At 70.0% G+C, this 25,381-nt stretch carries 23 protein-coding genes; 20 read left to right on the forward strand and 3 right to left on the reverse strand.

All coding sequences use genetic code 11. The features are described 5' to 3' along the window. The first annotated feature begins 339 nt into the window (after window positions 1-339). Window positions 340-1,782, forward strand: coding sequence for a group II intron reverse transcriptase/maturase (ltrA, locus tag ACFFIO_RS13570; protein WP_378042584.1), 1,443 nt, complete (start codon window positions 340-342; stop codon window positions 1,780-1,782). Between the two features lie 35 nt (window positions 1,783-1,817). Here ltrA and ACFFIO_RS13575 read toward each other — a convergent pair whose 3' ends face one another. Then, window positions 1,818-2,417: a mycothiol transferase gene (locus ACFFIO_RS13575; protein ID WP_378042586.1), complete on the reverse strand. Its 600-nt coding sequence runs from the start codon at window positions 2,415-2,417 to the stop codon at window positions 1,818-1,820. 114 nt (window positions 2,418-2,531) lie between these two features. On the opposite strand from ACFFIO_RS13575, the gene ACFFIO_RS13580 reads away from it, so the two are divergent. The 5 genes from ACFFIO_RS13580 (at window position 2,532) to adhP (ending at window position 7,469) form a co-directional block, all read left to right on the forward strand. Next, window positions 2,532-2,810, forward strand: a complete 279-nt coding sequence (locus ACFFIO_RS13580) for a hypothetical protein (protein WP_378042588.1) — start codon at window positions 2,532-2,534, stop codon at window positions 2,808-2,810. 172 nt (window positions 2,811-2,982) lie between these two features. Then, entirely contained in the window at window positions 2,983-3,315 is a 333-nt protein-coding gene (locus ACFFIO_RS13585) for a DUF779 domain-containing protein (RefSeq protein WP_378042735.1), read from the forward strand. Continuing rightward, window positions 3,312-4,601: a helix-turn-helix domain-containing protein gene (locus tag ACFFIO_RS13590; protein WP_378042589.1), complete on the forward strand. Its 1,290-nt coding sequence runs from the start codon at window positions 3,312-3,314 to the stop codon at window positions 4,599-4,601. The genes ACFFIO_RS13585 and ACFFIO_RS13590 overlap by 4 nt, the downstream gene beginning before the upstream one ends. 102 nt (window positions 4,602-4,703) lie before the next feature. Further along, on the forward strand, window positions 4,704-6,227 hold the full coding sequence (gene adh, locus ACFFIO_RS13595; RefSeq protein WP_378042591.1) for an aldehyde dehydrogenase: 1,524 nt from the start codon (window positions 4,704-4,706) through the stop codon (window positions 6,225-6,227). A gap of 204 nt (window positions 6,228-6,431) precedes the next feature. Next, window positions 6,432-7,469, forward strand: a complete 1,038-nt coding sequence (gene adhP / locus ACFFIO_RS13600; protein ID WP_378042593.1) for an alcohol dehydrogenase AdhP — start codon at window positions 6,432-6,434, stop codon at window positions 7,467-7,469. A gap of 298 nt (window positions 7,470-7,767) precedes the next feature. Here adhP and ACFFIO_RS13605 read toward each other — a convergent pair whose 3' ends face one another. Next, on the reverse strand, window positions 7,768-8,334 hold the full coding sequence (locus ACFFIO_RS13605) for an SRPBCC family protein (protein WP_378042595.1): 567 nt from the start codon (window positions 8,332-8,334) through the stop codon (window positions 7,768-7,770). Window positions 8,335-9,082: 748 nt separating this feature from the next. Between ACFFIO_RS13605 and ACFFIO_RS13610 the strand changes: the two genes are divergently transcribed. After that, complete coding sequence (locus ACFFIO_RS13610; RefSeq protein ID WP_504380724.1) at window positions 9,083-10,645, forward strand: SulP family inorganic anion transporter; 1,563 nt, start codon at window positions 9,083-9,085, stop codon at window positions 10,643-10,645. Here the strand turns inward: ACFFIO_RS13610 and ACFFIO_RS13615 are convergent. After that, complete coding sequence (locus ACFFIO_RS13615; protein WP_378042598.1) at window positions 10,616-11,212, reverse strand: TetR/AcrR family transcriptional regulator; 597 nt, start codon at window positions 11,210-11,212, stop codon at window positions 10,616-10,618. The two genes, ACFFIO_RS13610 and ACFFIO_RS13615, sit on opposite strands and share 30 nt — an antisense overlap. A 98-nt stretch (window positions 11,213-11,310) precedes the next feature. On the opposite strand from ACFFIO_RS13615, the gene ACFFIO_RS13620 reads away from it, so the two are divergent. The 13 genes from ACFFIO_RS13620 (at window position 11,311) to ACFFIO_RS13680 (ending at window position 25,370) form a co-directional block, all read left to right on the forward strand. Further along, window positions 11,311-11,952 carry a biotin transporter BioY gene (locus ACFFIO_RS13620; RefSeq protein WP_378042599.1) on the forward strand — a complete coding sequence of 214 codons (642 nt, stop codon included), beginning with the start codon at window positions 11,311-11,313 and terminating at the stop codon, window positions 11,950-11,952. Further along, the gene (locus tag ACFFIO_RS13625; RefSeq protein WP_378042600.1) at window positions 11,939-13,144 is read left to right on the forward strand and encodes an AMP-binding enzyme; all 1,206 of its coding nucleotides are present in this window, start codon (window positions 11,939-11,941) and stop codon (window positions 13,142-13,144) included. Before ACFFIO_RS13620 ends, ACFFIO_RS13625 begins: the two co-directional genes overlap by 14 nt. Continuing rightward, window positions 13,141-14,331 carry a thiolase family protein gene (locus tag ACFFIO_RS13630; RefSeq protein WP_378042602.1) on the forward strand — a complete coding sequence of 397 codons (1,191 nt, stop codon included), beginning with the start codon at window positions 13,141-13,143 and terminating at the stop codon, window positions 14,329-14,331. The genes ACFFIO_RS13625 and ACFFIO_RS13630 overlap by 4 nt, the downstream gene beginning before the upstream one ends. Then, a complete protein-coding gene (locus ACFFIO_RS13635; RefSeq protein ID WP_378042604.1) occupies window positions 14,328-15,023 on the forward strand; it encodes an energy-coupling factor ABC transporter ATP-binding protein in 696 nt (231 codons plus the stop codon). The genes ACFFIO_RS13630 and ACFFIO_RS13635 overlap by 4 nt, the downstream gene beginning before the upstream one ends. Continuing rightward, window positions 15,020-15,616: an energy-coupling factor transporter transmembrane component T family protein gene (locus tag ACFFIO_RS13640; RefSeq protein WP_378042606.1), complete on the forward strand. Its 597-nt coding sequence runs from the start codon at window positions 15,020-15,022 to the stop codon at window positions 15,614-15,616. Before ACFFIO_RS13635 ends, ACFFIO_RS13640 begins: the two co-directional genes overlap by 4 nt. A 42-nt stretch (window positions 15,617-15,658) precedes the next feature. Further along, the gene (locus ACFFIO_RS13645; protein ID WP_378042607.1) at window positions 15,659-16,138 is read left to right on the forward strand and encodes an Lrp/AsnC family transcriptional regulator; all 480 of its coding nucleotides are present in this window, start codon (window positions 15,659-15,661) and stop codon (window positions 16,136-16,138) included. 164 nt (window positions 16,139-16,302) lie between these two features. Continuing rightward, window positions 16,303-18,300 carry a thiamine pyrophosphate-binding protein gene (locus ACFFIO_RS13650; RefSeq protein ID WP_378042609.1) on the forward strand — a complete coding sequence of 666 codons (1,998 nt, stop codon included), beginning with the start codon at window positions 16,303-16,305 and terminating at the stop codon, window positions 18,298-18,300. 327 nt (window positions 18,301-18,627) lie between these two features. Continuing rightward, window positions 18,628-20,211 carry a fumarylacetoacetate hydrolase family protein gene (locus ACFFIO_RS13655; RefSeq protein WP_378042611.1) on the forward strand — a complete coding sequence of 528 codons (1,584 nt, stop codon included), beginning with the start codon at window positions 18,628-18,630 and terminating at the stop codon, window positions 20,209-20,211. Next, a complete protein-coding gene (locus tag ACFFIO_RS13660) occupies window positions 20,211-20,960 on the forward strand; it encodes a GntR family transcriptional regulator (RefSeq protein ID WP_378042612.1) in 750 nt (249 codons plus the stop codon). Before ACFFIO_RS13655 ends, ACFFIO_RS13660 begins: the two co-directional genes overlap by 1 nt. Before the next feature lie 17 nt (window positions 20,961-20,977). Then, complete coding sequence (gene hpaE / locus ACFFIO_RS13665) at window positions 20,978-22,516, forward strand: 5-carboxymethyl-2-hydroxymuconate semialdehyde dehydrogenase (protein ID WP_378042614.1); 1,539 nt, start codon at window positions 20,978-20,980, stop codon at window positions 22,514-22,516. An 85-nt stretch (window positions 22,517-22,601) separates the two neighbouring features. Continuing rightward, window positions 22,602-23,768 carry a 3,4-dihydroxyphenylacetate 2,3-dioxygenase gene (gene hpaD, locus ACFFIO_RS13670; protein ID WP_378042616.1) on the forward strand — a complete coding sequence of 389 codons (1,167 nt, stop codon included), beginning with the start codon at window positions 22,602-22,604 and terminating at the stop codon, window positions 23,766-23,768. 19 nt (window positions 23,769-23,787) lie between these two features. Further along, the gene (locus tag ACFFIO_RS13675) at window positions 23,788-24,573 is read left to right on the forward strand and encodes a 2-keto-4-pentenoate hydratase (RefSeq protein ID WP_378042617.1); all 786 of its coding nucleotides are present in this window, start codon (window positions 23,788-23,790) and stop codon (window positions 24,571-24,573) included. Further along, a complete protein-coding gene (locus ACFFIO_RS13680; protein ID WP_378042618.1) occupies window positions 24,558-25,370 on the forward strand; it encodes an HpcH/HpaI aldolase family protein in 813 nt (270 codons plus the stop codon). Before ACFFIO_RS13675 ends, ACFFIO_RS13680 begins: the two co-directional genes overlap by 16 nt. Window positions 25,371-25,381 lie beyond the last annotated feature (11 nt).

A 25,381-nucleotide genomic window follows, 5' to 3' on the forward strand; every position in this document is an offset into this window, starting at 1 on the left:
GTGAGGTGGGGTGGGAAGGAAGCCGGAGGCAAATCCCTGCACCGAGGGACACGAACCGCATAGAAGGCATGTCGGTCGGGGTAAGCCAGCACGAGATGGTGAAGCCCTTTCCACCGAAACGGCCGGTGTGTAGATGTGGCGGGCGCAGGGGGAAAGTGAGTGTTCTTATCCGGGGAGATCTGTCCTAGTGCGCAGCCTGTGGTTCGGGTGGAGCGGTGCGGCTTCAAGGGTCGTGCTGATGGGGCAGAAGTCAGCCGAGGTCATAGTACCCACCGGGATCGTTTGGTTGGTGGGGAAGGGCCGAACGCTGGGAATTGATGTGTTGAAGCGGTGCTACTCGTGTTCACACCAGAATCGCAGCCAACCCACGAACACGTGGTGGGACAGCAAGGTCAGGAGGTACCGGTGAATCCGGGAAGGCCGCTTGTTGTGCGTAGTGATGGACCGGCGGGTATCGGGGATGACGTCAGGGATGGGCAGGGGTTGTGGGAGAAGGTTTTCTCCGCGCAGAACCTGTCCGTCGCGTTGAAGCGCGTCGAGCGCAATCGGGGTGCTGCTGGTGTTGATGGGCTGGGCACGGGGGATCTTCGTGGCTGGCTCGCCGAGCACTGGTCGGTAACCCGTCAGGCGTTGGATGCTGGCACGTATGCTCCGTTGCCGGTGCGTCAGGTGATGATTCCGAAACCTGATGGCGGTCAGCGGATGCTGGGCGTGCCCTCCGTGTTGGATCGGTTGATCCAGCAGGCAGTTGCGCAGGTGCTGTCCCCGGTCTTTGATCCGGGGTTCGTGGCGGTTTCCTATGGATTCCGTCCGGGTAGAAGCGCCCACGATGCGGTGCAGGTCGCCCGCACGGTGATCTCGCAGGGGTATCGGTGGGTGGTCGAGGTTGATCTGGACGCGTTCTTCGATCGGGTCAACCACGATGTGCTGATGTCCAGGATCGTGCGGAAGGTGAAGGACAAGCGGTTGCTGAAGTTGATCCGTCGCTATCTTGAGGCGGGGATCATGGCTGATGGTGTCCGGCGAGCTACGGAACAGGGGACCCCGCAGGGGTCGCCGTTGTCGCCGTTGCTCTCGAACGTCATGCTCGACGACTTCGATCAGCAGTTCTGGGATCGGGGCCACCGTTTCGTGCGGTATGCCGACGATATCCGGATCTTTGTGAAGTCCAAGAGGGCCGCGCAACGGGTGCTCGAACAGGCCGTCAAGGTCCTGGAAGGGCCCCTGAAGTTGAGGGTGAATCGGGAGAAGTCCACGATCAATCCGGCGAGCGTTGCAACATTGCTGGGTTTCGGGTTCTACTTCACGAAGGCCGGGGTCAGGATCCGGATTGCTCCGAAGGCGCTACGGCGCTTGAAGGAGCGGCTGCGGGAGTTGACCTCGCGGAGGTGGAGTGTCTCCATGGAACACCGTATCGGCGAACTGAACCGCTTCATCCGGGGATGGATGGGTTATTTCCGCTTGGACGAGACCCCTCGAAAGCTCAAGGATCTCGATGAGTGGTTCAGACGCCGGATGCGCCAGATCCGGTGGAAGGAATGGAAGAAACCGCGAACGCGGGTGACTCAATTGCGCCGCCTCGGGATACGGCCGGATCTGGCCTATCAATGGGGCATGAGCAGTCGGGGCTACTGGCGGATCGCGGGCTCGGCCATCCTGAACCGGGCCCTGCCCAACGACTACTGGACTGGGCAAGGACTCTTACTTCTCCACGCTGCCTGGGAACGCTTCCAACGACCCAGCGAACCGCCGTATGCGAGGCCCGCACGTACGGTGGTGTGAGAGGTGGGGCGGGAAACCCGCCCCACCTACTCGATTCAGCTGGTTTCCGGGTACGGCGGGTCCAGGCCGACCTGCCCGTCCACGGCCTCACGGATCAGGTCCGCATGGCCGAGGTGCCTGGAGTACTCCTCGATGAGGTCGAAGAGGTTCCGGCGCAGCGAGACCTCCAGATCGACCTGGTCGGACAGGGCGATCCGCTGACCCAGGCCGCCCCGGACCAGGGCTGCCTCCAGCCGGATCTGGGCCTGCGCCACCGCGGCGTCGTAGAGCGCATACAGCTGCTCGGGGGAGTCCTGAGCTGCGGAGGTGAAATCCCAGTCCTGCACCTCGTCCCATGGAGCGGAGGCCCAGGGCTCGCCGGGGCTGGAGCCGTCGATCTCCGGACCCGCCTTCATCGCCTCGACCCCCGCCAGATGCTTGATCAGACCACCCAGGGTCAGGGGTGATGCGCCGATGGTCGTGGCGAGCCCCGCCGCATCCAAGCCTCCGGTCTTCCACCGGAAAGTGACGCGCAGGCGCTCCAGGGAGCCGAGAACGTGTTCGATTTCGGTGCCGGCCAGCGGCGGATCCCAAGGGGGTGGCACCCACGGCCGGTCGTCGGTGGTTCCGTCCGGGGAATCGTCGCTGGAGGTCATGGAGCCAGGCTAGGAACTCCCGACGCCGGCCGGTAGCCTTCGGAGCCCCCGCCAGGCCTCCGGTGGTCGTCGGAGAGTCAGTCGGCATGCTTACCGACCTCGAGGGAACCGACGGTGCGGTGGAATGTCCATTCACGGGCGATCCCGCTCTACGGCCGGGGCGAGGCGGCCACGGGGTGTGACCTGCGCCGGATCCTCGGCGAGGCCTGGAGCGCCTTCGATGTGGCGATCCAGCGCGGCCGGCCGGCCTCGACCCGGGACCTGGCCAGCATCGGCGGGCTGGTGGCCCGGCTGACCTCGGAGCAGCTGGCACCCTTCGCCGATCACGTCCTCGAGCCGATCCGGCGCTACGACGCCATCCATGCCGCCGGTAGTGACGTGGGCCACGGCTAGGGATACCGTGGATGCACCGCCACAGCCAGGAGGTTGCGCCATGACGTCCCCGTCCACGGAATCCACCCGCACCGCAGTAGAGTCCACGGGTCGTGCCACCGGCACGGCCGATGCCAGCTCGGTGCTGGACGCCCGCCCCGAGATCGACGGCGAGGCCGTGTCCCGCGTCGGCATGACCCAGGCTGCACTGGACCTGATCGGCTCGCTCCAGCAGGTCCACGGCCCGTTGATGTTCCACCAGTCCGGCGGTTGCTGCGACGGATCCTCGCCGATGTGCTTCCCTGCCGGTGACTTCAAGACCGGGGGAGCGGACATCCTGCTGGGGACGTTCGTCCTGCCCGACGGCACGGAGCTGCCGTTCTGGATGAGCCGCGAGCAGTTCGACTACTGGAAGCACACCCACCTGACCCTGGACGTGGTCGACGGCCGCGGCTCGGGCTTCTCGGTGGAGGCGCCGGAAGGCAAGCGCTTCCTCATCCGGTCCCGTCTGATGGACGCGCAGTGACCCTGTCCCTGTCTGGTCCGTCGTCCGGCTCCCTGTCCGGTGCGGCCTATCAACGGGTCGTCGAGCGGGCGCGGGGCGAGCTGGCGGGGCCGGATCACCGCGGGATGCTCGGCCAGATCCGTGCCGAGGTCGCCGAGTCCTGGCGTCGCTCGCTGGTGGTGCACGGTGGCACCGGAAAGCCCCTGGAGCCCCGGCTGGTCACGGACTCGGACCTGCGGGAGGTGCGGCAGGGCCACCCGCTGGCGCCGGTCCTGCCCATCATCCGCCGGCTCCTCGTGGAGCCCGCCGCGGATGCCAGTCTGATCGTCGCGTTGGGGAACGCGGAGGGGCACCTGCTGTGGGTCGAGGGCGATGACCAGGCCCGTCGTCGCGCTGACGCCATGGGTTTCGTCCCCGGTGCCGACTGGTCCGAGGCCTCCATGGGCACCTCTGCCCCAGGGACGGCGCTCTACTCCGGCCGGCCCGTGCAGGTGAGCCGGGCCGAGCACTTCAATCCCGTGGTGCATCCCTGGAGCTGCTCGGCGGTTCCCCTCCGCGACCCGGCTGACGGCCGCATCGTCGGCGTGATCGACCTGACCGGTGGGGACGAGGCCATCTCCCCGCTGGCCCTGCCCCTGCTGAAGGCCGCCGCCGAGGCGGTGCATTCGGCCTGGCGGGAACACCTCCTCCCGCCCCCTGCACCGAGCCCGGTCCGCGAGGCCATCCTGCACGTCACCGGCGGCCTTCCGCCCCGGTTGGCTGGCGCCGACGGCGCGTGGCGGGAGATCCCCGGCAAGCACGCCGAGATCCTGACGCTGCTCACCTGGCATGGAGCCGGGTTGGACGGCGCCGAGCTGGAAGAACTCGTCTACGGGTACGGCGCCGGCACCACGCTCCGTGCCGAGGTGCACCGTCTCCGGCGAGCCCTTGAGACCGGCGTGCCCGGGGTGACGCTCCGGGCTCGGCCCTATCGGTTGGAGGGCGCGCTGGCCACGGACGCCGTGCTGGCACGGGAGGCCCTGCGCCGAGGTGAGGTGAGCGTCGCGTTGGGCCATGCCGCAGGGTCGGTGCTGCCCCGGTCCGCGGCGCCCGGCATCGTCGAGATCCGCCACCACTTGGGCCTCGCCCTGCGGGAGGCGGTGTTGGAGGACGCCGGAATCGAGGACCTGTGGACCTACCTGGCACGCCCCGAGGCGGTCGGCGACCTCGAGTTGTGGGTGACAGCCCTGAAGATGCTGCCCGCGGACTCCCCGCGCCGGGCACTGGCGGTCTCCACCGTGGAACGCCTCGAGGCTGAGGCGCGCTGAGAGCCCGCGTATAGGCCTGCGCGGAGGTGCAACGTGGATGCAACATGGCTGTGACTACGATCACAGCATCAGTCCATCCATCCCCGCATTCCAGGAGCTGACATGACCATCTACGCCAACCCGGGAACCGACGGTTCCGCGGTGACCTTCAAGCCCCGCTATGAGCACTACATCGGTGGTGAGTGGGTGGCCCCCGTCAAGGGCCAGTACTTCGAGAACCCCAGCCCGGTCACCGGCAAGTCGTTCACCGAGGTCGGGCGCGGCACGCCGGAGGACATCGAGGCGGCGCTGGATGCCGCCCATGCCGCAGCTCCGGCGTGGGGCAGGACGTCCCCGGCCGAGCGGGCAGTGATCCTCAACAAGATCGCTGATCGCATGGAGCAGAACCTCGAGATGCTCGCGGTCGCCGAGACGTGGGACAACGGCAAGGCCGTGCGGGAGACCCTGAACGCGGACATCCCGCTCGCGATCGACCACTTCCGCTACTTCGCGGGCACCATCCGGGCGCAGGAGGGCTCTCTGTCCCAGCTCGACGAGGACACGGTGGCGTACCACTACCACGAGCCCCTCGGTGTGGTGGGCCAGATCATCCCGTGGAACTTCCCCATCCTGATGGCCACGTGGAAGCTCGCCCCAGCGCTGGCGGCCGGCAACGCCGTGGTGCTCAAGCCCGCGGAGCAGACCCCGGCCTCGATCCTGGTGCTGGCCGAACTGATCGGCGACCTGCTGCCGGCCGGCGTGCTGAACATCGTCAACGGCTTCGGGCTCGAGGCCGGCAAGCCACTGGCGTCCAACAAGCGGATCCGCAAGATCGCCTTCACCGGTGAGACCACCACGGGCCGGCTGATCATGCAGTACGCCTCCGAGAACCTCATCCCGGTGACGCTCGAGTTGGGCGGCAAGTCCCCGAACATCTTCTTCGAGGACGTGATGGCCGCGGATGACGCGTTCTGGGACAAGGCGCAGGAGGGCTTCACCATGTTCGCCCTGAACCAGGGAGAGGTCTGCACGTGCCCGTCCCGCGCCCTGGTCCAGGAGTCCATCGCGGACGGCTTCCTGGAGGCCGTGGTGGAGCGCACCCGCCTCATCAAGCAGGGCAACCCGCTGGACACCGAGACCATGATGGGAGCCCAGGCCTCGAACGACCAGCTGGAGAAGATCAAGTCCTACCTGGACATCGGCCGCCAGGAGGGGGCCGAGGTGCTGCTCGGCGGAGAACAGGCCCACCTCGACGGCGACCTGGCCGGGGGCTACTACGTGCAGCCGACGATCTTCCGCGGCCACAACTCCATGCGGGTCTTCCAGGAGGAGATCTTCGGTCCGGTGGTCTCCGTGGCCACGTTCTCCGACTTCGATGACGCCATGACGATCGCCAATGACACGCTCTACGGCCTGGGAGCAGGGGTCTGGTCCCGCAACGGCAACACCGCCTACCGTGCCGGCCGCACCATCCAGGCGGGACGGGTGTGGGTCAACCAGTACCACGCGTACCCGGCGCACTCGGCGTTCGGCGGCTACAAGTCCTCCGGGATCGGGCGGGAGAACCACAAGATGATGCTGGACCACTACCAGCAGACCAAGAACCTTCTGGTCTCCTATACCGAGGACAAGCAGGGCTTCTTCTAGGCCGTTTCCAGACACCGGCCCGGGACGTGCGGCTCGCCTCCCGGGCCGGTGACAACCACCGCGACTCCGGATCCGCACGCCCAGATGCGTGATGGGTCGCCGGAGGGGACGAGCGCGCTCTCAAGCCCTTGAGCGCGGCCATTCTGAGCAACACACCACTGACCACATCAACACATCCATGACCAACATGACCAAGGAGTACCCATGTCAACCATGAAGGCAGCAGTTGTTGAGAGCTTCAACCAGGATCTCGCGATCAAGCAGGTCGACATCCCGGAGCCTGGGCCTGGCCAAGCCCTGGTGAAGCTGACGTCCTCGGGGGTCTGCCATACGGACCTCCACGCCGCCACCGGGGACTGGCCGGTGAAGCCGTCCCCTCCGTTCGTCCCCGGCCACGAGGGCGTGGGCATCGTTGAGAAGATCGGGGAGGGTGTCACCGAGCTCTCCGAAGGGCAGATGGTGGGCAACGCGTGGCTGTGGAGCGCCTGCGGGAGCTGCGAGTACTGCCGCACCGGCTGGGAGACCCTGTGTGAATCACAGCAGAATGGCGGCTACGCGGTGGACGGCTCCTTCGGTGAGTACATGATCGTGGATGCCAAGTACGCCCCGGTACTGCCTGAGGGGTCAGACCCGTACGAGGTCGGCCCGGTGCTGTGCGCCGGCGTGACCGTCTACAAGGGCCTCAAGCAGACGGAGGTTCGGCCCGGGCAATGGGTCGTCATCTCCGGCATCGGCGGCCTGGGGCATATCGCCGTGCAGTACGCGGTGGCCATGGGCATGCGGGTGGTGGCCGTGGATGTGGCCGATGACAAGCTGGCCCTGGCCCAGAAGCACGGGGCCGAGATCGTGGTGAACGCGAATGTGGCGGAGCCGTCCGTGGAGATCCAGGAGAAGATCGGCGGTGCCCATGGCGTGCTGGTCACCGCAGTCCACCCGAAAGCCTTCGGCCAGGCGATCTCGATGACCCGCCGTGGGGGAACCATCGTGTTCAACGGCCTGCCCCCGGGAGACTTCCCCGCCCCCATCTTCGACATCGTGCTGAAGGGACTGACGATCCGCGGTTCGATCGTCGGTACGCGGCAGGACATGGTGGAGGCCTTGGAGTTCTACGCCGCCGGCAAGATCCACCCGACCTACACCAAGCGTCCGATCGAGGACATCAACGCGATCTTCGACGAGATGCACCACGGCAAGATCGACGGCCGCGTGGTCCTGGACTACTCGGCCAGCCCGGAACGCTGATCTGCACCGTGCCCACCGCTGGTGGGTACGGGAAGGCACCGCCACGGCGGGCATGACGAGACCCCGGGTGATCCGGCTGCGTGAGGGGGACGCAAACTGCCGGGCCCGGGGCCTCTTCCTGTCATCACTCGCACCTTGATGAGGTGCTTCCCACTATAGGGAGCCGACCTGTTCATGGACTTGGCCGCCGCTGTGAAGGGGCTGGCAATCCGGCACCTCGGCCAGGTGACCCGCGTGGGATCGCTTCCGGCCGGCGTCGGGCGCGGGCCGGGTAGCCAGCCCCAGAGAGGTATCGGCGCTAGAGGTACTGGGCGGCCAGCCGGGTGAGCGAGGCCTGGATGCCGTTGGCGTTGTCCTGCGGGCGCCGCGTCAGCTCGTAGCCGCGGGCCACCACGTGCCGGGTCCAGGAGTAGTCGAAGGTCTCGGTGACCACGGTGCTCCAGTCCCCCTGGTCCTCGAATCGCCACCGCCACCGGTGCCCGCCCGGGTGCTTCCACTCCACGAGTTCGTTCTCGTCCGCCGCGGTGACTACGAGGGTCATGGTGTAGGGGAAGCCGAACTTCCTCATCGCCACCGAGAACTCGTCCCCGACCGCCAGGCGGTCCGGCCCGGTCTTGGCGTACTGGACGGTGGCGGAGCCGTCCACCTCGTGGTGCCGGTGCGGATTGGCCAGGATCGGGTACAGCTCCGAGGCAGGGGCGTTGACCAGGATCCGGTAGCTGACCTGCAGCGGACCCGTGTCCACCGGCTGGGGCCAGCCGGCCTGCGGTGCGGAGGTGGGCAGCCCGGTCTCAGGGTTGACGGCGGCTTCGGAGTCTGGCCGGCTCGGGTTCGGCTGCGGGGTGTTCTGCGGCGGGTTGCTCATGTACCCAGTGTAGGAACACCTGAAGTCAGGGACCCCTGCTTGCTGCCGGTGGTGGCATCCGCTTCATTCAGCCTCGCGGTGGAGAGCAGAAGAGAGCGACCCACTAGATCTGCGCAGATACCCAACCCGAAGAGGAATGCCAGAGACGGGAGGCGGCCCGTGCTGGTGGCTGCATGGACCTCCGACAGCTGTTCCGAGAGGATCGGAATGGTCTCTGTGACGAACCACCCATTCACCACTTGTTGCTGGGGCGCTCCCGCTGTATTGCCATCATTGACGGCCTTGGCAGATTCTGCCGATGAGATGTTCGATGACCAGTCCTGACTGGACGATGAGGGCGCGGCGACGAACCAGACAACAATGGTCAAAACGGCGACCGCTGTCCACAGGGCTGCGCGGTAAAGATCTGCTGCTCGAGCAGCCTGAGCAGCGTTTCTGGCCCGTCGTTGCGGTTTCGGTGCATCGGACCATCCGGGTGGACGAGCTGCCATAGGAGTGACCGACGGGGCGTTCGGTGGGGTTGGTGGAACCTGGTGCGAGTGGTTGCTCATGAGACGTCTTTCGAATCGATGGGGATGAGTGATCTCAGTAGAGCACGCGTAAGGGACGCGATAAGTCTCTGAATTGAACCGGAGCTATCGTAGAAGATGCCATCCCGCCGGATCTCGGCGTCCCCATGACCCCACCGAGGCACACCCCCATGTCCCCAAAGCATCCGTTGCGCTTCGTCAGGTCATCCACCAAGGAGATGCTGGACACGCCGCACCACCCCGAGGTGGCCCAGAACCTCGCCCTGGGCGACGGTGGGGCGACCCCGGAGCAGCGCCAGTCGGTGTGGTTGACCCTGCGCCGGCCCGGGTGGCTCAAGACCGAGGTGCTCTCCGGGCTCGTGGTGGGACTGGCGCTCATCCCCGAGGCCATCGCCTTCTCGCTGATCGCCGGGGTGGATCCGGCGGTCGGGTTGTTCGCCGCCGCCATCATGGCCATCTCCATCTCCTTCCTCGGGGGCCGGCCGGCCATGATCTCGGCCGCCACCGCCGCCACGGCGCTGGTCATCGCCCCCGTGGTGGCCAGCCACGGGGTGGAGTACCTCTTTGCCACCGTCATCCTGGCGGGTGTCCTGCAGGTGGCGATGGGCCTGCTCGGTATCGCCAAGCTGATGCGGTTCATCCCCCGCAGCGTGATGACCGGGTTCGTCAACGCGCTCGCGATCCTCATGTTCATGTCCCAGCTGCCGGACCTGATGGACGTCCCCTGGCTGGTCTACGTCCTGGTGGCCCTCGGCCTGGCCCTCATCTTCCTGTTCCCCCTACTGACCAAGGCGGTGCCGGCGTCCCTGGTCTCGATCGTAGTGGTGACGGGTTTGGTGATCGCCACCCAGATGGCCGTGCCGAGCGTGGGGGACAAGGGCGAGCTGCCGCAGGCGCTACCGGTGCTGGTGCTGCCCCAGGTGCCGTTCACCCTGGAGACGCTCCAGGTGATCGCCCCCTACGCGTTCGCCATGGCCGTCGTCGGGCTGATGGAGTCCCTCATGACCGCCAAGCTCGTGGACGATGTCACGGACACCGGCTCCTCCAAGACGCGGGAGTCCCTGGGCCAGGGCGGGGCGAACATCATCTCCGGGTTCTTCGGCACCATGGGCGGTTGCGCCATGATCGGCCAGACCATGATCAACACCAAGGCCAACGGGGCTCGCACCCGACTGTCCACCCTGACGGCCGGCGTCATGCTGCTGGTGCTCTCCGTACTGCTGGGCGAGCTGGTCGGCATGGTTCCGATGGCCGCCCTGGTGGCCGTGATGGTCTACGTCTCCTGGGCCACCTTCGACTGGCACTCGATCCGTCCCTCCACGCTGCGGGCCATGCCCTTGTCCGAGACGCTGGTCATGCTGATCACCGTGGCCGGCACCGTGGCCACCGGGAACCTCGCCGTGGGCGTCGGGCTCGGCGTGCTCGCCGCCATGGTGTTGTTCGCCCGGAGGGTGGCACACTTCGTGACGGTCCGGCGGACCGTCGGCCCCGGGGACAACGCGCACGACGACGGCGGGACCGTCACGTACACCGTGGACGGCGAGTTGTTCTGGGCCTCCTCGAACGACCTCTACACGCAGTTCGACTACCTCGCGGACCCGGACCGCGTGGTGATCGACCTGAGCGACTCCCACCTGTGGGACGTCTCCACGGTGGCCAGCCTGGACGCGATCACGGAGAAGTACGAGCGCTACGGCAAGACCGTGGAGGTGGTGGGACTGAACGACGCCAGCGCTGCCATGCGGCAACGGTTACGCGGGAAGATCGCCCCCGGGGGCTGAGCCCGCCGGCGGACCGAGCACCAAATCCAGCAGGTCGGGGAACCCCGGCCCTTCCACCTCGCGCCCTGCGGGCCCATCCGCCGCGCCGCCTGCGAGGGCCAGCCCGAGTTGCTGGGCTTGGCGCCGCTGCTGGACCACGAGAGCATGTCCGAGCAGCAGGGAGAGGACGGCCTCCACGAGCACGGCCTGCCCAGGGGCCGCCTCCTCCAGCAGGGTCCGCACCCGGCGGCCGCCGGTGCCGAGCGCCACCACCGAGGCCACCAGTTCGGCGCCGTCCCGCGTGGCGAGCAAGCACCCGTGCAGGGCCGAGGCCCGGCCGTGGACATCGGTGGGGCGGTCGCCCGTGAGGCCGGGGGCGCGGACCTCGGAGAGCAGCCGGTCGGCCACGAGCGCGAGCAGCGACTGCTTGTCCGGCACGTGCCAGTACAGCGCCGAGGGCTGGACCTGGAGCTCCTTGGCCACGCGGCGCATCGAGAGGTCGGCCAGCCCGTAGTCCCGGAGGATCCGCAGCGAGGCCTGCACCAGATCCTCGACGTCGAGGGCGGGGGTCGTGGCGGAACGCGGCATGGACATAGGATACCCTGAACACTGTTCACTGAACGGTGTTCAGGAAGCGACCGTCATGACGCTCCGCCGCCTGCAATCGCCCGCTACCCGGAGGTCCCATGCACAGCATCCCTCAGCCGACACAGCCGACTCAGCCGACACAGCCGGCCGTCGCCCGGGAGGACGCCCTGCGATCGCTGGCCCGGATCGCCGTCTTCGCCGCACTCATCGGCGCGCTCGGGCTCATGGGCGCGGTGCCGGTGCCCGGATTGGTGCCGGTCACCGCCCAGACCCTCGGCGTCATGCTCGCCGGGGCCATCCTGGGGCCCTGGCGCGGCGCCGCCGCGGTGAGCCTCCTGCTGGTGCTCGTGGCCTTCGGCATGCCGCTGCTCTCGGGTGGCCGTGGAGGCCTCGGGGTCTTCGTGGGCCCGAGCGCGGGGTACCTGTTCGGCTGGGTGCTGGGCGCCGCCGTCGTGGGCCTGTTCCTCCACGGCTTGCGGCGCTCCCGCGGGGCGGCCGGCCCAGGCCGCCTCCGGCCGCCCCGGCCGACGTGGCTGCGCGCGGTGCCCGGCATGCTCGTGGGCGGCATCCTCGCCGTGTACGCCGTGGGCATTCCGGTGCAGGCCCTCATCACCGGGATGGCGCTCTCGGACACCGCACTGACCTCCCTGGCGTTCCTGCCCGGCGACCTCATCAAGGCGGCCGTCGCCTGTCTGGTGACCATGGCCCTGTGGCGGGCGTACCCCCGTGCCTTCCGCTGACCGGATCGCCCCGATTCGCGGGGCCGACCACGCCGCCGTGCTGGACGCCGCCCTCGAGGCGCGCGCCGGCGGCCGGGTGCCGCTGGTGGGGGACGAGCGGTGGACACAGGACCACTGGGACGCCGTGGTGCGGACCGTGCGGTCCCACGGCGTGCCGCCGGAGGCCGACTGGGCCACCTTCACCTCCGGCAGCGCCGGGTCCCCCCGCGTGGTGCTGCGCACCGAGGCCTCCTGGCGCACCGCCTACCCGGCCGTCACGGCCCTGCTGGACGCCCGGGCCGGGGACCGCATGCTCATCCCCGTGCACCCCGTCTCCTCTATGGCCCTCAACGCCGCCGCGCACGCCCGCGCCACCGGACTCGGGGTCTGCGTCCCGGCCGGTGCCCGGCTGCGGGCCGCGGACCTGACCGGGCTGGCCGGGTCGGGCGGCCCCGACCTGATGCACGGCACCCCGTGGCAGCTGCGGGACCTCGTGGACCTGCTCGACGCCGGCACCGGCACCGTCCTGCGAAGCGTCCTGGTCGGCGGGGACCGGCTGGATCCCGCGCTCGCCGCCCGCGCCCGGGCCCACGGGCTCCGCGTGGCCTCCTACTTCGGGGCGGCCGAGCTGTCCTACGTGGCCGCGGACACCGGGGACGGGTTGTTGCCGCTCGACGGGGTGGACGTGCAGGTCCGGGACGGTGTCCTCTGGGTCCGCACCCCCCAGCGCGCCCTGGGCACCGTGGGGGCCGACGGCCACCTGACCGCCGGCCCCCTGCAGGACGACGACGGCTGGGTTACCGTGGGCGACCGCGCCCGCCTTCAGGACGGGGTGCTTGTCCCGGCCGGACGGGCGGACGAGGCCATCCTCACGGCCGGCGCGACCGTGGTCCCCGCCGACGTGGAGGCCGTGCTGGGCGGGATCGAGGGGGTGCAGGCGGCCCTCGTGGTCGGCCGGCCGGACACCCTGCTCGGCCAGCGGGTGGCCGCCTACCTCGAGCCGGCCCCCGGTGCGGTCCTGGATGCCGCCGCCCTGCGGCGGATCCGCTCGGCCGCGGGAGAGCGGCTGGCGGTGGCCCAGCGGCCGCGGCACTGGCGGACCGTCCCGGAGCTGCCCCGGACCGGGTCGGGCAAGGTCCGCCGGCTGGACGCCGGGCAGGCCGAGGCCCTGGCCGTCCGTCCCGACGCCTCCCCGGCGGAGGGCCGGGCATGAGCCACGCACCCGCGCCCGGCGTCGCGATCGTCGCCGCCGCCCGCACCCCCGTCACCGGGCGGTCCCGCGCCCAGGGCCACCTCGGCGCCGACCAGTTGGCCGCCCCCGTCCTGCGCCACCTGGCGAGCGCCGCCGGGGAGGTGCCTGCCGCCGTCGTGCTGGGGAACTGCTGGGGCCCGGGCGGCAACCCCGCCCGCATGGCGGCCCTGGGCGCCGGATTCGGGGAGGGGGCCGTGGGCTGGAGCGTGGACGCCCAGTGCGGCGCGGGCCTCGTGGCGATCCAGCAGGCCGCCGACCACGTGCTGCGCACCGGGTCCCCGGTGGCAGCCGGCGGCACCGAGAGCGCCTCCACGGCGCCGGAGCGCCTGCTCGCGGGGGTGCCCTACCGCCAGGCACCGATGGCCCCGGCGGGATTCGCGGACCCGGACATGACCGAGGCGGCCGACGACCTCGCCCGGCAGCTGGGCCTCGGCCGGGAGCGCCAGGACTCCTTCGCCGCCCGCAGCCATGCCCTCGCCCTGAAGCACACCGCGCTGCGGTCCCGGGAGACCGTGCCCGGACTGGGGAGCGACGGCGGCCCGCGCCGGCTGGGTGCCGGCATGCTGTCCCGCTTCCGCCCGATCGTGGACCGCCCCGGGGCCACCGTGACACCGGCGACCGCGGCCCGGGTCTCCGACGGGGCCGCCGCCGTGCTGCTGGTGCCGGCGGGGCGGGCGGGACGCGCCGGAACGGCCGCGCCGCGGGCCGGAGCGGCGAGAGTGGCGGGACGCCCGGTGACCGCCCCCTGTCTGCTGCGCGGCTGGGTGCTGACCGGCGGGGATCCGGCGCTGCCCGGGCTGGCACCCGTGGCGGCCGTCCGCGCGGCACTGGACCGGGCCCGCGTCGGGCTTGGGGAACTCGCCGCCGTGGAGCTGGTGGAGGCCTACGCGGCCCAGGCGCTGGCGGCCCTCGACGGGCTCGGGCTCGCCGAGCCGGTGGACGGCGGGACCGGAAGCCGGATCGACCCGCGGGTCAACGCCGCCGGCGGTGCGCTCGCGCTGGGTCACCCCTGGGGCGCCTCCGGCGCGCTGGCCGTGGTGCGGCTGGTGCATCGGCTCGACGGGATGGCCCCTGGATCCCTCGGGGTGGCCGTGTGCGCCATCGGAGGGGGCATGGGGGCGGCGATGGTGCTGGAGCGGCTGCCATGACGGTGCAGATCTCCGGGCTGCGGGTCGAGGCCGAGGACGGTGAGCGGCGCGCCGTGCTGCTGGATGAGGTCACGTGCACCCTCTCCGCCCACACCACCGCGGTGATCGGGGAGAACGGCTCCGGCAAGTCCACGCTGGCCCGGGCCGTCGGGGGACTGAACCGGCCGGCCGCCGGCACCGTCCACGTGAGTGGACTGGACACCGTCCGGCAGGCCCGGCAGCTACGACGGCGGGTGGGGTTCCTCTTCGCGAACCCGGCCGCCCAGGTCATCATGCCGACGGTGCGCGAGGACGTGGCCCTGACTCTGCGGGGACGGGGGCTGTCCCGCGGCGAGGTCGCGGAGCGGGTGGACCGGGCCCTGGTGGAGCACGAGCTGATGGACCTGGCGGACCGCCCCTGCCTGTCCCTGTCCTCCGGGCAGCAGCAGCGCCTGGCCCTGTGCGCCGTCCTGGTGGGGGAGCCGGACCTCGTGATCGCGGACGAGCCGACCTCCCTGCTGGACGCCCGCCACCGGCGCGCGGTGGCGCGGCGGCTGCTGGACGCCGACGGGCCGGACGTGTTGCTCGTGACCCACGACCTCGAGCTGGCCCGGCGCTGCGAGGAGGCGGTGCTGATCGACGGCGGACGGCTGGTGCGCCAGGGTCCACCTGCCGACGTCATCGCCGCCTATGAGGAGCTGTTGCCGGCATGATCTCGCTCTACGTGCCGGGCCGCGGGCCGCTGCACCGGATGCCGGCCGGCGTGAAGCTGGGCGGGTTCGCGGTGCTCGCGATCGCGGTGTCCTTCCTGCCCGCGTCCTGGTGGGCCGCGGCGGGACTGCTGGCCCTGCCGCCCGTGGTGTTCGCCGTGGCGGGGCTGGGGTGGCGGCTGCTCGCCCGGGACGCGCGGCTGCTGGTGATATTGCTGGCGTTCCTGGTGGTGACGCAGCTGATCTTCCTGGAGCCGGTGCAGGCCGCCACGAACACCGCCCGCGTCCTGAGCCTGGTGCTGCTGGCGCAGGCCGTCACCCGCACCACCCCGGTGGAGGGCGTGATCGGCGCGGCGGAGGCGCTGTTCGGGCCGTTGCGGTGGTTCGGGGTGCGCCCCGACCGCATCGGCCTGGCCCTCGCCCTGACCCTGGCCGCCGTGGGCCAGCTCGGGCTGTCCATCCGCCAGGTGCGGGAGGCCCAGCGCAGCCGCGGGGTCCGGACCGGTGCGTGGGCCTGGGCGGTCCCGGTGCTCGTGCTCTCCCTCAAACACGCCGGCGACGTCGGCGACGCCCTGGTGGCCCGCGGCCAGTCGTGACCGTGGTCCGCCGGCCCGGCGGCGGGTGCCAGAATGGGCGCCATGCAACCCGACGACCTCGATGCCCGGCTGGTCCAGCTGCTGACCGACCATCCTCAGCTGCCCATCCTGGAATGTGCCCGCCGGCTGGGGGTGGCCCGCGGCACCGTGACCAGCCGGCTCGCCCGGCTCCAGGCACGGGGCGTGATCTCGGCGATCGTCCCGCAGGTCGATCCGGCGGGCTTCGGCTACGACCTGGTGGCCTTCTGCTTCGTGGACATCATCCAGAACGTGGGGCACGGGCCGGTGACCGAGGCGATCCTCGCGGCCATCCCGGAGGTCACCGACCTCTACACGGTCACCGGGGACCACGATCTCCACCTGCGTGTGGTGGCCCGCAACGGCCAGGACCTGCAGGACGTGCTGGACCGGATCTCCCAACTGGCCGGTGTGGCCCGCACGTCCTCCTCCCTGGCCCTGCGGACCCACATCCAGGGGCGCACGCTGCCTCTGCTGCATGCGGTGGCCGACTCGACCTACTGAGGTCACGAGGACCGGACTTTGCTGGTCATGATGTCCAGTGATTGACTCGATAAGAGCGTCAGAATGCACAGGGTGTGCAGCTGAGGCTGGTTCGATTGCGCAGTAAAGATTGACCGGCCACACTTCTCGGCAAGACCTGACGTCCATTGCCGAGGAGTTCCACCGTGACCGCTGCACCCGCCCCGACCGCCTCGCGCACCGAGCTCACCGCGGCGGTTGGGCCTGCCGACCTCTCCGGGACCTCCCCCGTCGTCGGTGACTCCGCCGTGCGCCCCACTGTCCCCCAGGCCGTGGCCGGCGTGGTCCGGCAGAGGGCCGACCTGCTCTTCGGCCTGATGGGCAACGGCAACGCCCACCTGATCAGTGAGCTGACCAGTACGGGGTTCCCCCTCGTGACGGTGCGGCACGAGGCGGGAGCGGTCGCCGCCGCCGATGCCTACTACCGCGCCTCGGGCCGGGTCGGCACCGCGACCGTCACCTACGGTGCCGGCTTCACCAACACCCTCACCGCCCTGGCGGAGGCCTCGCTGGCGCGGATCCCGCTGGTGCTGATCGTGGGTGACGTCCCCACCACGGGGCCCCGCTATTTCGACATCGACCAGGTCGGGATGGCCGCTGCCGCCGGCGTGGAGACCATCCGGTTGGATGCCCGGGCCCCGGCCGCTCAGGTGCGCGACGCCTACGCGCGCGCCACGTCCGGAAGGCGCCCCGTCGTCGTCGCGATCCCCTACGACCTCGTGGAGGTACCGGTCAGTACCCCGGTCGAGGCCCAGGTGGGGAACGCCGGGCGCGTCGAGGCGAGCTCGGCTTCCGCCCTGGCTGAGTCCGGATCGCGCCCGATGCCGGCCGAGCGACTGCCCGTCGACGGCTCGCCGGCCGATGGAGGGCCCATCGATCGTGGGTCGGCGGACGACGCCCCGATCGAGGCCGAATTGGATCCGCTGGCCGCCGCGTTGCGCACGGCGGAGAGGCCGCTGCTGGTCGCCGGCCGGGGTGTGCTGGACTCCCCGGGCGGCCCCGAGGCGCTGCGAGACCTGGCCGACCGTGTGGGAGCCCTACTGGCGACCTCCGTGATGGCCCGCAATGTGGCCGGCCCCGAGGGCGACCTGGGCATTGCCGGGGGCTTCGGCCGCCTGGAGCGGGTGGAGATCATGCGCCAGGCCGATGTGGTGCTGGTGGTCGGCGCCAGCATGAACCCCTTCCAGATGCGCTATGGCACGGTCTTCGGTCCTGCCGCGACCGTCCTGCAGATTGATGTGGACCCCGCGCGCCGTCATCAGCGCACCGAGCACTTCCTGCTCGCCGATGCCGGCACTGCCCTGCGGGCGCTCGCCGATCGCCTCGGTGACGGCCCGCTCGAGAACGGCAGGGCCGACGGCGGTTGGCGGGCCCGCCAGCCGATTCCGCCGGCTCCGCGCCTGGACGCGTCGGTCGAGGCGGTCGGGGCGGTCGAAGAGGGTCAAGGGGACCCGGCAGATGCGGCAGACCCAGCGGATCAGGCGGCCGGCGCCGAGAAGGTGGGGGCCGGCGTCGTTCCCCTGGGGCTGGCACCCGACGGTCGACTGGACCCGCGCACCATGGCGCTGGCCCTCGAGGAGGTCCTGCCCCGCGAGCGGACGTTCGTGCAGGACGGCGGACACTTCATCGGCTGGATCCCGCTGATGTGCTCCGTCCCGGACGCTCGCTCGCACCTGTTCGTCGGTACCGCCTTCCAGTCGATCGGCCTCGGGTTCCCGTCCGCCGTCGGCGCGGCGGTGGCCCGGCCGGACCGGACCACCGTGCTGGTGACGGGGGACGGGGGCGGGCTGATGGCCCTGGCCGATCTGGAGAGCTTCGTGAAGCAGGCCCGCTCGGGCGTCGTGGTGGTCTTCAATGACGCCGCCTACGGGGCCGAGCTGCACCAGTACGCCGCGCGCGGGCTGGACGATCAGGCCATGCTCATCGACGAGGTCGACTTCGCCGCCGTGGGGCGGGCCTTCGGCGCCGAAGGGATCAAGGCGCGGAGCCTGCAGGACCTGGACGCCCTGCGGGAGTGGGTGGACCAGGGCGCCGAGGGCGTGTTCGTGCTGGACCTGCCGATCTCCCAGGGCGTCGTGGCCGAGTACATGGTCGAGTCCATGGCGGGCGCCGTTCCGGCCCCGCGCCCGCTGCCCGTGGGCTGACTCCGACGCGCGCTGATGCTGCTGCTGGTCGCCTGATGAGGTCATGAGGGCGGACTGACGGAGAAGGCATCAGGACGACTCACATCGAAGAAGACAGGGCTGGGGCCGGGACACAATGTCCCGGCCCCAGCCCGGTCTTCTGGGATAGAACGCTCCGTCCGGAGTGGCGTCCGCCATGCCGGGAGAACTCCGGGGGTGTTCAAGGTCACGTGGGATCGTATACGATCAAGGTGAAACGAGACGGGCGCCACAGCGGGCCCGGAGTCAGAGGACCGGCGAGGCGCCGGCGGAATGACTGGACTCGGATGCCGACAGGAGCAGGAGACCATGACCCAGACACCCGCAGCGGACCATCAGGGCAGCCAGGCCCCGAACCCGGTTGATTTCTCCGACCGGCGTCATCGCCCCGGCAAGATCGTCGCCCTGCACCTGAACTACCCCTCCCGCATCGCCCAGCGCGGCAGGTCCCCGAAGTTCCCGGGTTACTTCCTCAAAGCCGGCTCCTCCGTGGCCCGCAGCGGCGAGTCGATCGAGCGTCCCGAGGGCACCGAACTGCTGGCCTATGAGGGCGAGATCGCGCTGGTCCTCGGCGAGACCTGCCGCCGGGTGTCCCCGGAGGAGGGCTGGTCCAAGGTCTCCGGGATCACCGCGGCCAACGACTGGGGCCTCTACGACCTGCGCCATGCGGACAAGGGCTCCAATCTCAAGAACAAGTCCGGTGACGGGTACACCCCGCTCGGTCCGAACGTCATCCCGGCCGCCGGCCTGGATCCGGCGCAGCTCCGGGTGCGCACCTGGGTCAACGGCGAGCTGACGCAGGACGACACCACCGAGGGACTGGTGTTCCCCTTCGGCCAGCTGATCGCCGACCTCTCCCAGCTGATGACGCTGGAGGCAGGGGACGTCATCCTGACGGGCACCCCGGCCGGCTCCTCCGTGGCCCAGCCCGGCGACGTCGTCGAGGTCGAGGTGGATGCCCCGCAGGCGCCCGGCGCCCCCAGCACCGGCCGTCTCGTCACCCCCGTGCGCTCCTCCGGCCAGGCCCTGCCCGACTTCGGCGCCCAGCCGCAGGTGGACGACACCCAGCGTGCTGAGGCCTGGGGCTCGCGGGACGCCGCCGGCCTGCCGGCCGAGCCGGCCGACGTCGGGGCCTATCGGTACGTGCCGGACACTCCCGCCGCGGACCGCACCCTGCTCACGGCCGAGCTGAGAGCCAAGATCGAGGAGGCGGCGGTCGCCACCATCACCGCCCAGCTGCGCAAGCGCGGCATCGACAACGCCACCATCGACGGCGTGCGGCCCACCCACCCCGGCCAGCGCATCCTCGGCTACGCCAAGACCCTGCGCTACGTGCCCAACCGCGAGGACCTGTTCAAGCGCTTCGGCGGCGGGTTCAACGCCCAGAAGCGCGCGATGGACACCGTGGAGCCGCACGACGTGGTGGTCATGGAGGCCCGCGGCGAGACGGGCACCGGCACCCTCGGGGACGTCCTGGCGCTGCGCGCCCAGGTCCGTGGGGCCACGGCGGTGGTGACCGACGGCGGCGTGCGGGATTCCGCGGCCGTCGCCGAGGTCGGCCTGCAGGTCTACTCCAACGGCGCGCATCCGGCCGTGCTCGGCCGGCGCCACATCCCCTGGGAGGTGGGCGGCACGATCGCCTGCGGCGGCACCACCGTCCAGCCCGGGGACATCATCATCGGTGACGACGACGGTGTGGTCGTGGTTCCCCCGGCACTGCTGGAGGAGGTCGTCAACGATGCCTACGAGCAGGAGCAGCAGGACGCCTGGGTGTTCGACCGCGTGGCCGAGGGGCACCCGGTGGACGGGCTGTTCCCGCCGAACGCCGAGTGGAAGTCGAAGTATGCGGACTACCGCGCGAGCCGCGACTCCCGCGCGAACCGGGGCGAGTGATGACCACGATCACCGCCAGCACGGCCGGAGGACGAGACCCCGTGAACCGGGGGGCAGGCGATCAGGACACCGGGACGGGTTCGTCCAAGGCGGACGTGGCCTACCAGCGGATCCTGTCCGGCATCAACGCCGGCCGCTATTCCCCCGGAGCCCGGCTGGTGCTCGCCCAGCTCGCCACCGAACTGGAGATGTCCGTGGTCCCCGTGCGGGAGGCCATCCGGCGCCTGCAGTCGGAGTCGGTGGTGGCCTACACCCGCAACGTCGGGGCGACCGTGATCGGGATCGACCCGGAGATCTACCACGACACCATGGAGACCCTGGCCCTGGTTGAGGGATACTCCACCGCGCTGTGCGCCCCCCTGATCACCGCGGAGGAGATCGAGAGGGCCCGGGCGATCAACGAGCGGATGCGCGGGCTCCTGGCGGACTTCAACCCTGTGGAGTTCACCCGGCTCAACAAGGAATTCCACTCTGTGCTGTTCGAGCACCACCAGAACAGCCACATCCTGGACCTCGTCCACCGGGGCTGGGCCCGCCTGGCGGCGCTGCGCTCCTCGACCTTCGCCTACGTCCCCCACCGTGCCGACCGTTCGGTGGCCGAACACGACCACCTGCTGGACCTGATCGCCGCCGGCGCCGAGTTCGCCGCCGTGGAGCAGGCCGCCCGCCACCACCGCCTCAACACCCTGAACGCCTACCTGGACCACGTCGCCGCCAGCAACGGCGACGCCGACTCCCCATCAGCCTGACGACCGAGAGGACCACCATGTCTGACCAGACCACTGAATTCGTTCCCGCGAACCTGCCTTCGACAATCCAGCACTACATCGGCGGAAAGCACGTCGACTCCATCGACGGCGACACCTTCGACGTGCTGAACCCGGTCACCAACCAGCCCTACCTGCAGGCCGCCTCCGGCAAGGTCGCGGACATCGATGCCGCCGTGGCCGCCGCCAAGGACGCCTTCGAGAACGGCCCCTGGCCGACCATGCTCCCGCGTGAGCGCTCCCGCGTCCTGCACAAGATCGCGGACATCGTGGAGACCCGCGGTCAAGAACTTGCCGAGATGGAGTGCTACGACACCGGGCTGCCGATCTCCCAGGCCCTGGGCCAGGCCCGCCGTGCCGCCGAGAACTTCCGCTTCTTCGCGGACCTGATCGTGGCCCAGCACGATGACGCGTTCAAGGTCCCCGGCCGCCAGGCGAACTACGTCAACCGCAAGCCGATCGGCGTGGCCGGACTCATCACCCCGTGGAACACCCCCTTCATGCTCGAGTCCTGGAAGCTCGGCCCTGCGATCGCCACCGGCAACACCGTGGTGCTCAAGCCGGCGGAGTTCACCCCGCTGTCCGCCTCCCTCTGGCCGGGCATCTTCGAGGAGGCAGGTCTGCCGGCCGGCGTGTTCAACATGGTCCACGGCTATGGCGAGGAGGGCTTCGCCGGGGACTCCCTGGTCAAGCACCCGGACGTGCCGCTGATCTCCTTCACCGGCGAATCCCGCACCGGGCAGATCATCTTCGCCAACGCGGCCCCCTACCTCAAGGGCCTCTCCATGGAACTCGGCGGCAAGTCCCCGGCGGTGGTCTTCGAAGACGCGGATCTGGACGCCGCGATCGACGCCACCGTCTTCGGCGTCTTCTCCCTCAACGGCGAACGCTGCACCGCGGGTTCCCGCATCCTGGTCCAGCGTGGCATCTACGATGAGTTCGTGGAGCGCTACTCGGCCCAGGCGAAGCGCGTGAAGGTCGGCCTGCCGCACGAGGAGACCACCGAGGTCGGCGCCCTGGTCCACCCGGAGCACTTCGAGAAGGTCATGTCCTACGTGGAGATCGGCAAGTCCGAGGCCCGCCTGACCGCAGGCGGCAGCCGCCCGAAGGAGTTCCCCGAGGGCAACTTCATCCAGCCGACCGTGTTCGCCGACGTCTCCCCGGAAGCCCGGATCTTCCAGGAGGAGATCTTCGGCCCGGTGGTGGCCATCACCCCGTTCGACACGGACGAGGAGGCCCTCGAGCTGGCCAACAACACCAAGTACGGCCTGGCCGCGTACATCTGGACGAACGACCTCAAGCGCTCCCACAACTTCGCCCAGAACGTCGAGGCGGGCATGGTCTGGCTGAACTCCAACAACGTCCGCGACCTCCGCACCCCCTTCGGCGGTGTCAAGGCCTCCGGCCTGGGCCACGAGGGCGGCTACCGCTCGATCGACTTCTACACGGACCAGCAGGCCGTGCACATCAACCTCGGTGAGGTCCACAACCCCGTCTTCGGCCGGCAGGAGCAGGCCGCCGAGGACCTGCAGGCGTGACCGGACCCAACTGCTCCGCGCCCGACGGGCTGTCTACCCAGGCTGCCCCGTCCGCCCCGACGTCCCCGACAGAGTAAGGACCATCATGACCCACCTTGACGACCGGACGATGACGTCCTCCGGCTTCTACGTCTCCCAGGAAGCCCCAATCGTCTCCGACAACCCCGTCCCGACCCCGCAGGCCCCGGCCCCGGACATCCTGCGCTGCGCCTACATGGAGCTCATCGTGACCGACCTGGCGGCGTCCCGCCAGTTCTACGTCGACATCCTCGGGCTGTACGTCACCGAGGAGGACGACGAGGTCATCTACCTCCGCTCCACAGAGGAGTTCATCCACCACAACCTCATCCTGCGCAAGGGCGAGCTGGCCGCGGTGCGGGCGTTCTCGTACCGGGTGCGCGCACCCGAGGACCTGGACAAGGCGGTCGCGTTCTACGAGGAGCTCGGCTGCCGCGTGGAGCGCCGCAAGGAGGGCTTCACCCAGGGCATCGGCGACTCCGTCCGCGTGGAGGACCCGCTGGGCTTCCCGTACGAGTTCTTCCACCAGAGCGAGCACGTCGAGCGCATGTCGTGGCGCTATGACCTGCACATCCCGGGTGAGCTCGTGCGTCTGGACCACTTCAACCAGATCACGCCCGACGTGCCGCGCGCGGTGAAGTACATGCAGGACCTCGGCTTCCGCGTCACGGAGGACATCCAGGACGACGAGGGCACGGTGTACGCCGCGTGGATGCGTCGCAAGCCCACCGTGCACGACACGGCCATGACCGGCGGCGACGGCCCGCGCATGCACCACGTGTGCTTCGCGACGCACGAGAAGCACAACATCCTCGCGATCTGCGACAAGCTCGGCGCACTCCGCCGTTCCGACTCGATCGAGCGCGGTCCCGGCCGCCACGGCGTCAGCAACGCGTTCTACCTGTACCTGCGCGACCCGGACGGGCACCGCGTCGAGGTCTACACCCAGGACTACTACACCGGCGACCCGGACAACCCCGTCGTCACCTGGGACGTGCACGACAACCAGCGTCGTGACTGGTGGGGCAACCCCGTCGTCCCGTCCTGGTACACCGACGGCTCGCTGGTGTTGGACCTGGATGGCACGCCGCAGGAGCTCAAGGCCCGCGAGGAGAAGTCCGAGATGGACGTGACCATCGGCGCCGACGGCTTCTCCTACACCCGTGAAGGGGACCAGGACGGCACCTACCAGGGTGAGGCCGCCAAGGGCTTCAAACTCGGACACCAGCTGTAGAGGCAGGGGAGGCACGGACATGCTTGACCACACAACGCACGTTGCTATCGCCGATGAGCTGCACCAGGCCGGACAGAACCGGAAGCCGGTTCCCCTGCTCACGGCGCGGTACCCGGACATGGGGATCGAGGACTCCTACGCGGTCCAGGGGATCTGGGCCCAGCGGCAGATCGACGCCGGCCGGAAGAAGGCAGGTCACAAGATCGGCTTGACCTCCAAAGCCATGCAGGACGCCACCGGGATCGATGAACCGGACTACGGGGTGATCTTCGACGACATGGTGATGGAGTCCGGCCACATCTTCGAGTGGTCGCGCTACACGCATCCGAGGGTCGAGATGGAGCTGGCCTTCGTGCTGAAGGACACGCTGGCGGGCCCGGGGGCGACGCTGTTCGACGTCCTGCGCGCCACCGAGTATGTGGTGCCGGCGCTGGAGGTGCTGGACTCCCGGATCGAGATGGAGGGGCGCACGATCACGGACACGATCAGTGACAACGCCGCGATGGGCGCCATGGTGTTCGGCGGCCGCCCGGTGGCGCCCGACGCCGTGGACCTGCGCTGGGTGGCCGGGATGCTGTCCCGGAACCAGGAGATCATCGAGACGGGCGTGGCCGCCGGGGTGCTCAACCACCCGGCCAACGGGGTGCACTGGCTGGCGAACCGGATCGCGGGGCACGGGGACGTGCTGGAGGACGGGGAGATCATCCTGGCCGGCTCCTTCACCCGGCCCATGTGGGTCTACGCCGGGGACACCGTCTACGCCGACTACGGGAACCTGGGGACCGTGACATGCCAATTCGCCTAGATCCGCAGCCCAGTCTCAAGGACCTGTTCAGCGCGCAGGCGCGCGCCGACCGGGGCGGCCGGGCCCCGGCCGGGATGTTCATCAACTCGGCCGACCCGTCCGTCACCGAGATCTGTGCCTCCGCCGGCATGGACTTCCTCCTGGTCGACGGCGAGCACGCCCCGCTGGGCCTGGAGACCATCCAGTCCCAGCTGCGGGCCATGGCCGGATACCCGGTCATCCCCGTGGTCCGCGTGCCCGCCCTGGACCCGGTGCTGGTCAAGCAGTACCTGGACCTGGGTGCGCAGTCCCTCGTCATCCCGATGGTGGACAGCGCCGAGGACGCCGAGCGGGCCGTCCGCGCGATGCACTACCCGCCGCGCGGGATGCGCGGGGTCGGGTCCGCCCTGGCGCGCTCGGCGCGCTGGAACCGGATCCCGGACTACCTGGCCCGTGCCGGGGACCTGGTGACCTTGGTGGTGCAGATCGAGTCCGCGGCCGCCGTCGCCGCCGCCGGACAGATCGCGGCAGTGGACGGCGTAGACGGGATCTTCATCGGCCCCTCCGACCTGGCCGCCTCCATGGGCCTGATCGGGCAGCAGAACCATCCGGACGTCGTCGCCGCGGTGAAGACCGTGATCGGACAGGCCCGGGAGGCCGGCACGTTCGTCGGCGTCAACGCCTTCGCCCCGGACCAGGCCCGGGACTACCTGGCCGCCGGCGCCGATTTCGTCAACGTGGCGGCCGACGTCGCCCTGTTGGCCCGCGCGACCGAGGCCCTCGCCGACACCTGGTGTGCCACCGGCACCACCGAATAGAACGCTAGACC

This window comes from Citricoccus parietis, assembly GCF_042433045.1.
GTDB lineage: Bacteria > Actinomycetota > Actinomycetes > Actinomycetales > Micrococcaceae > Citricoccus > Citricoccus parietis.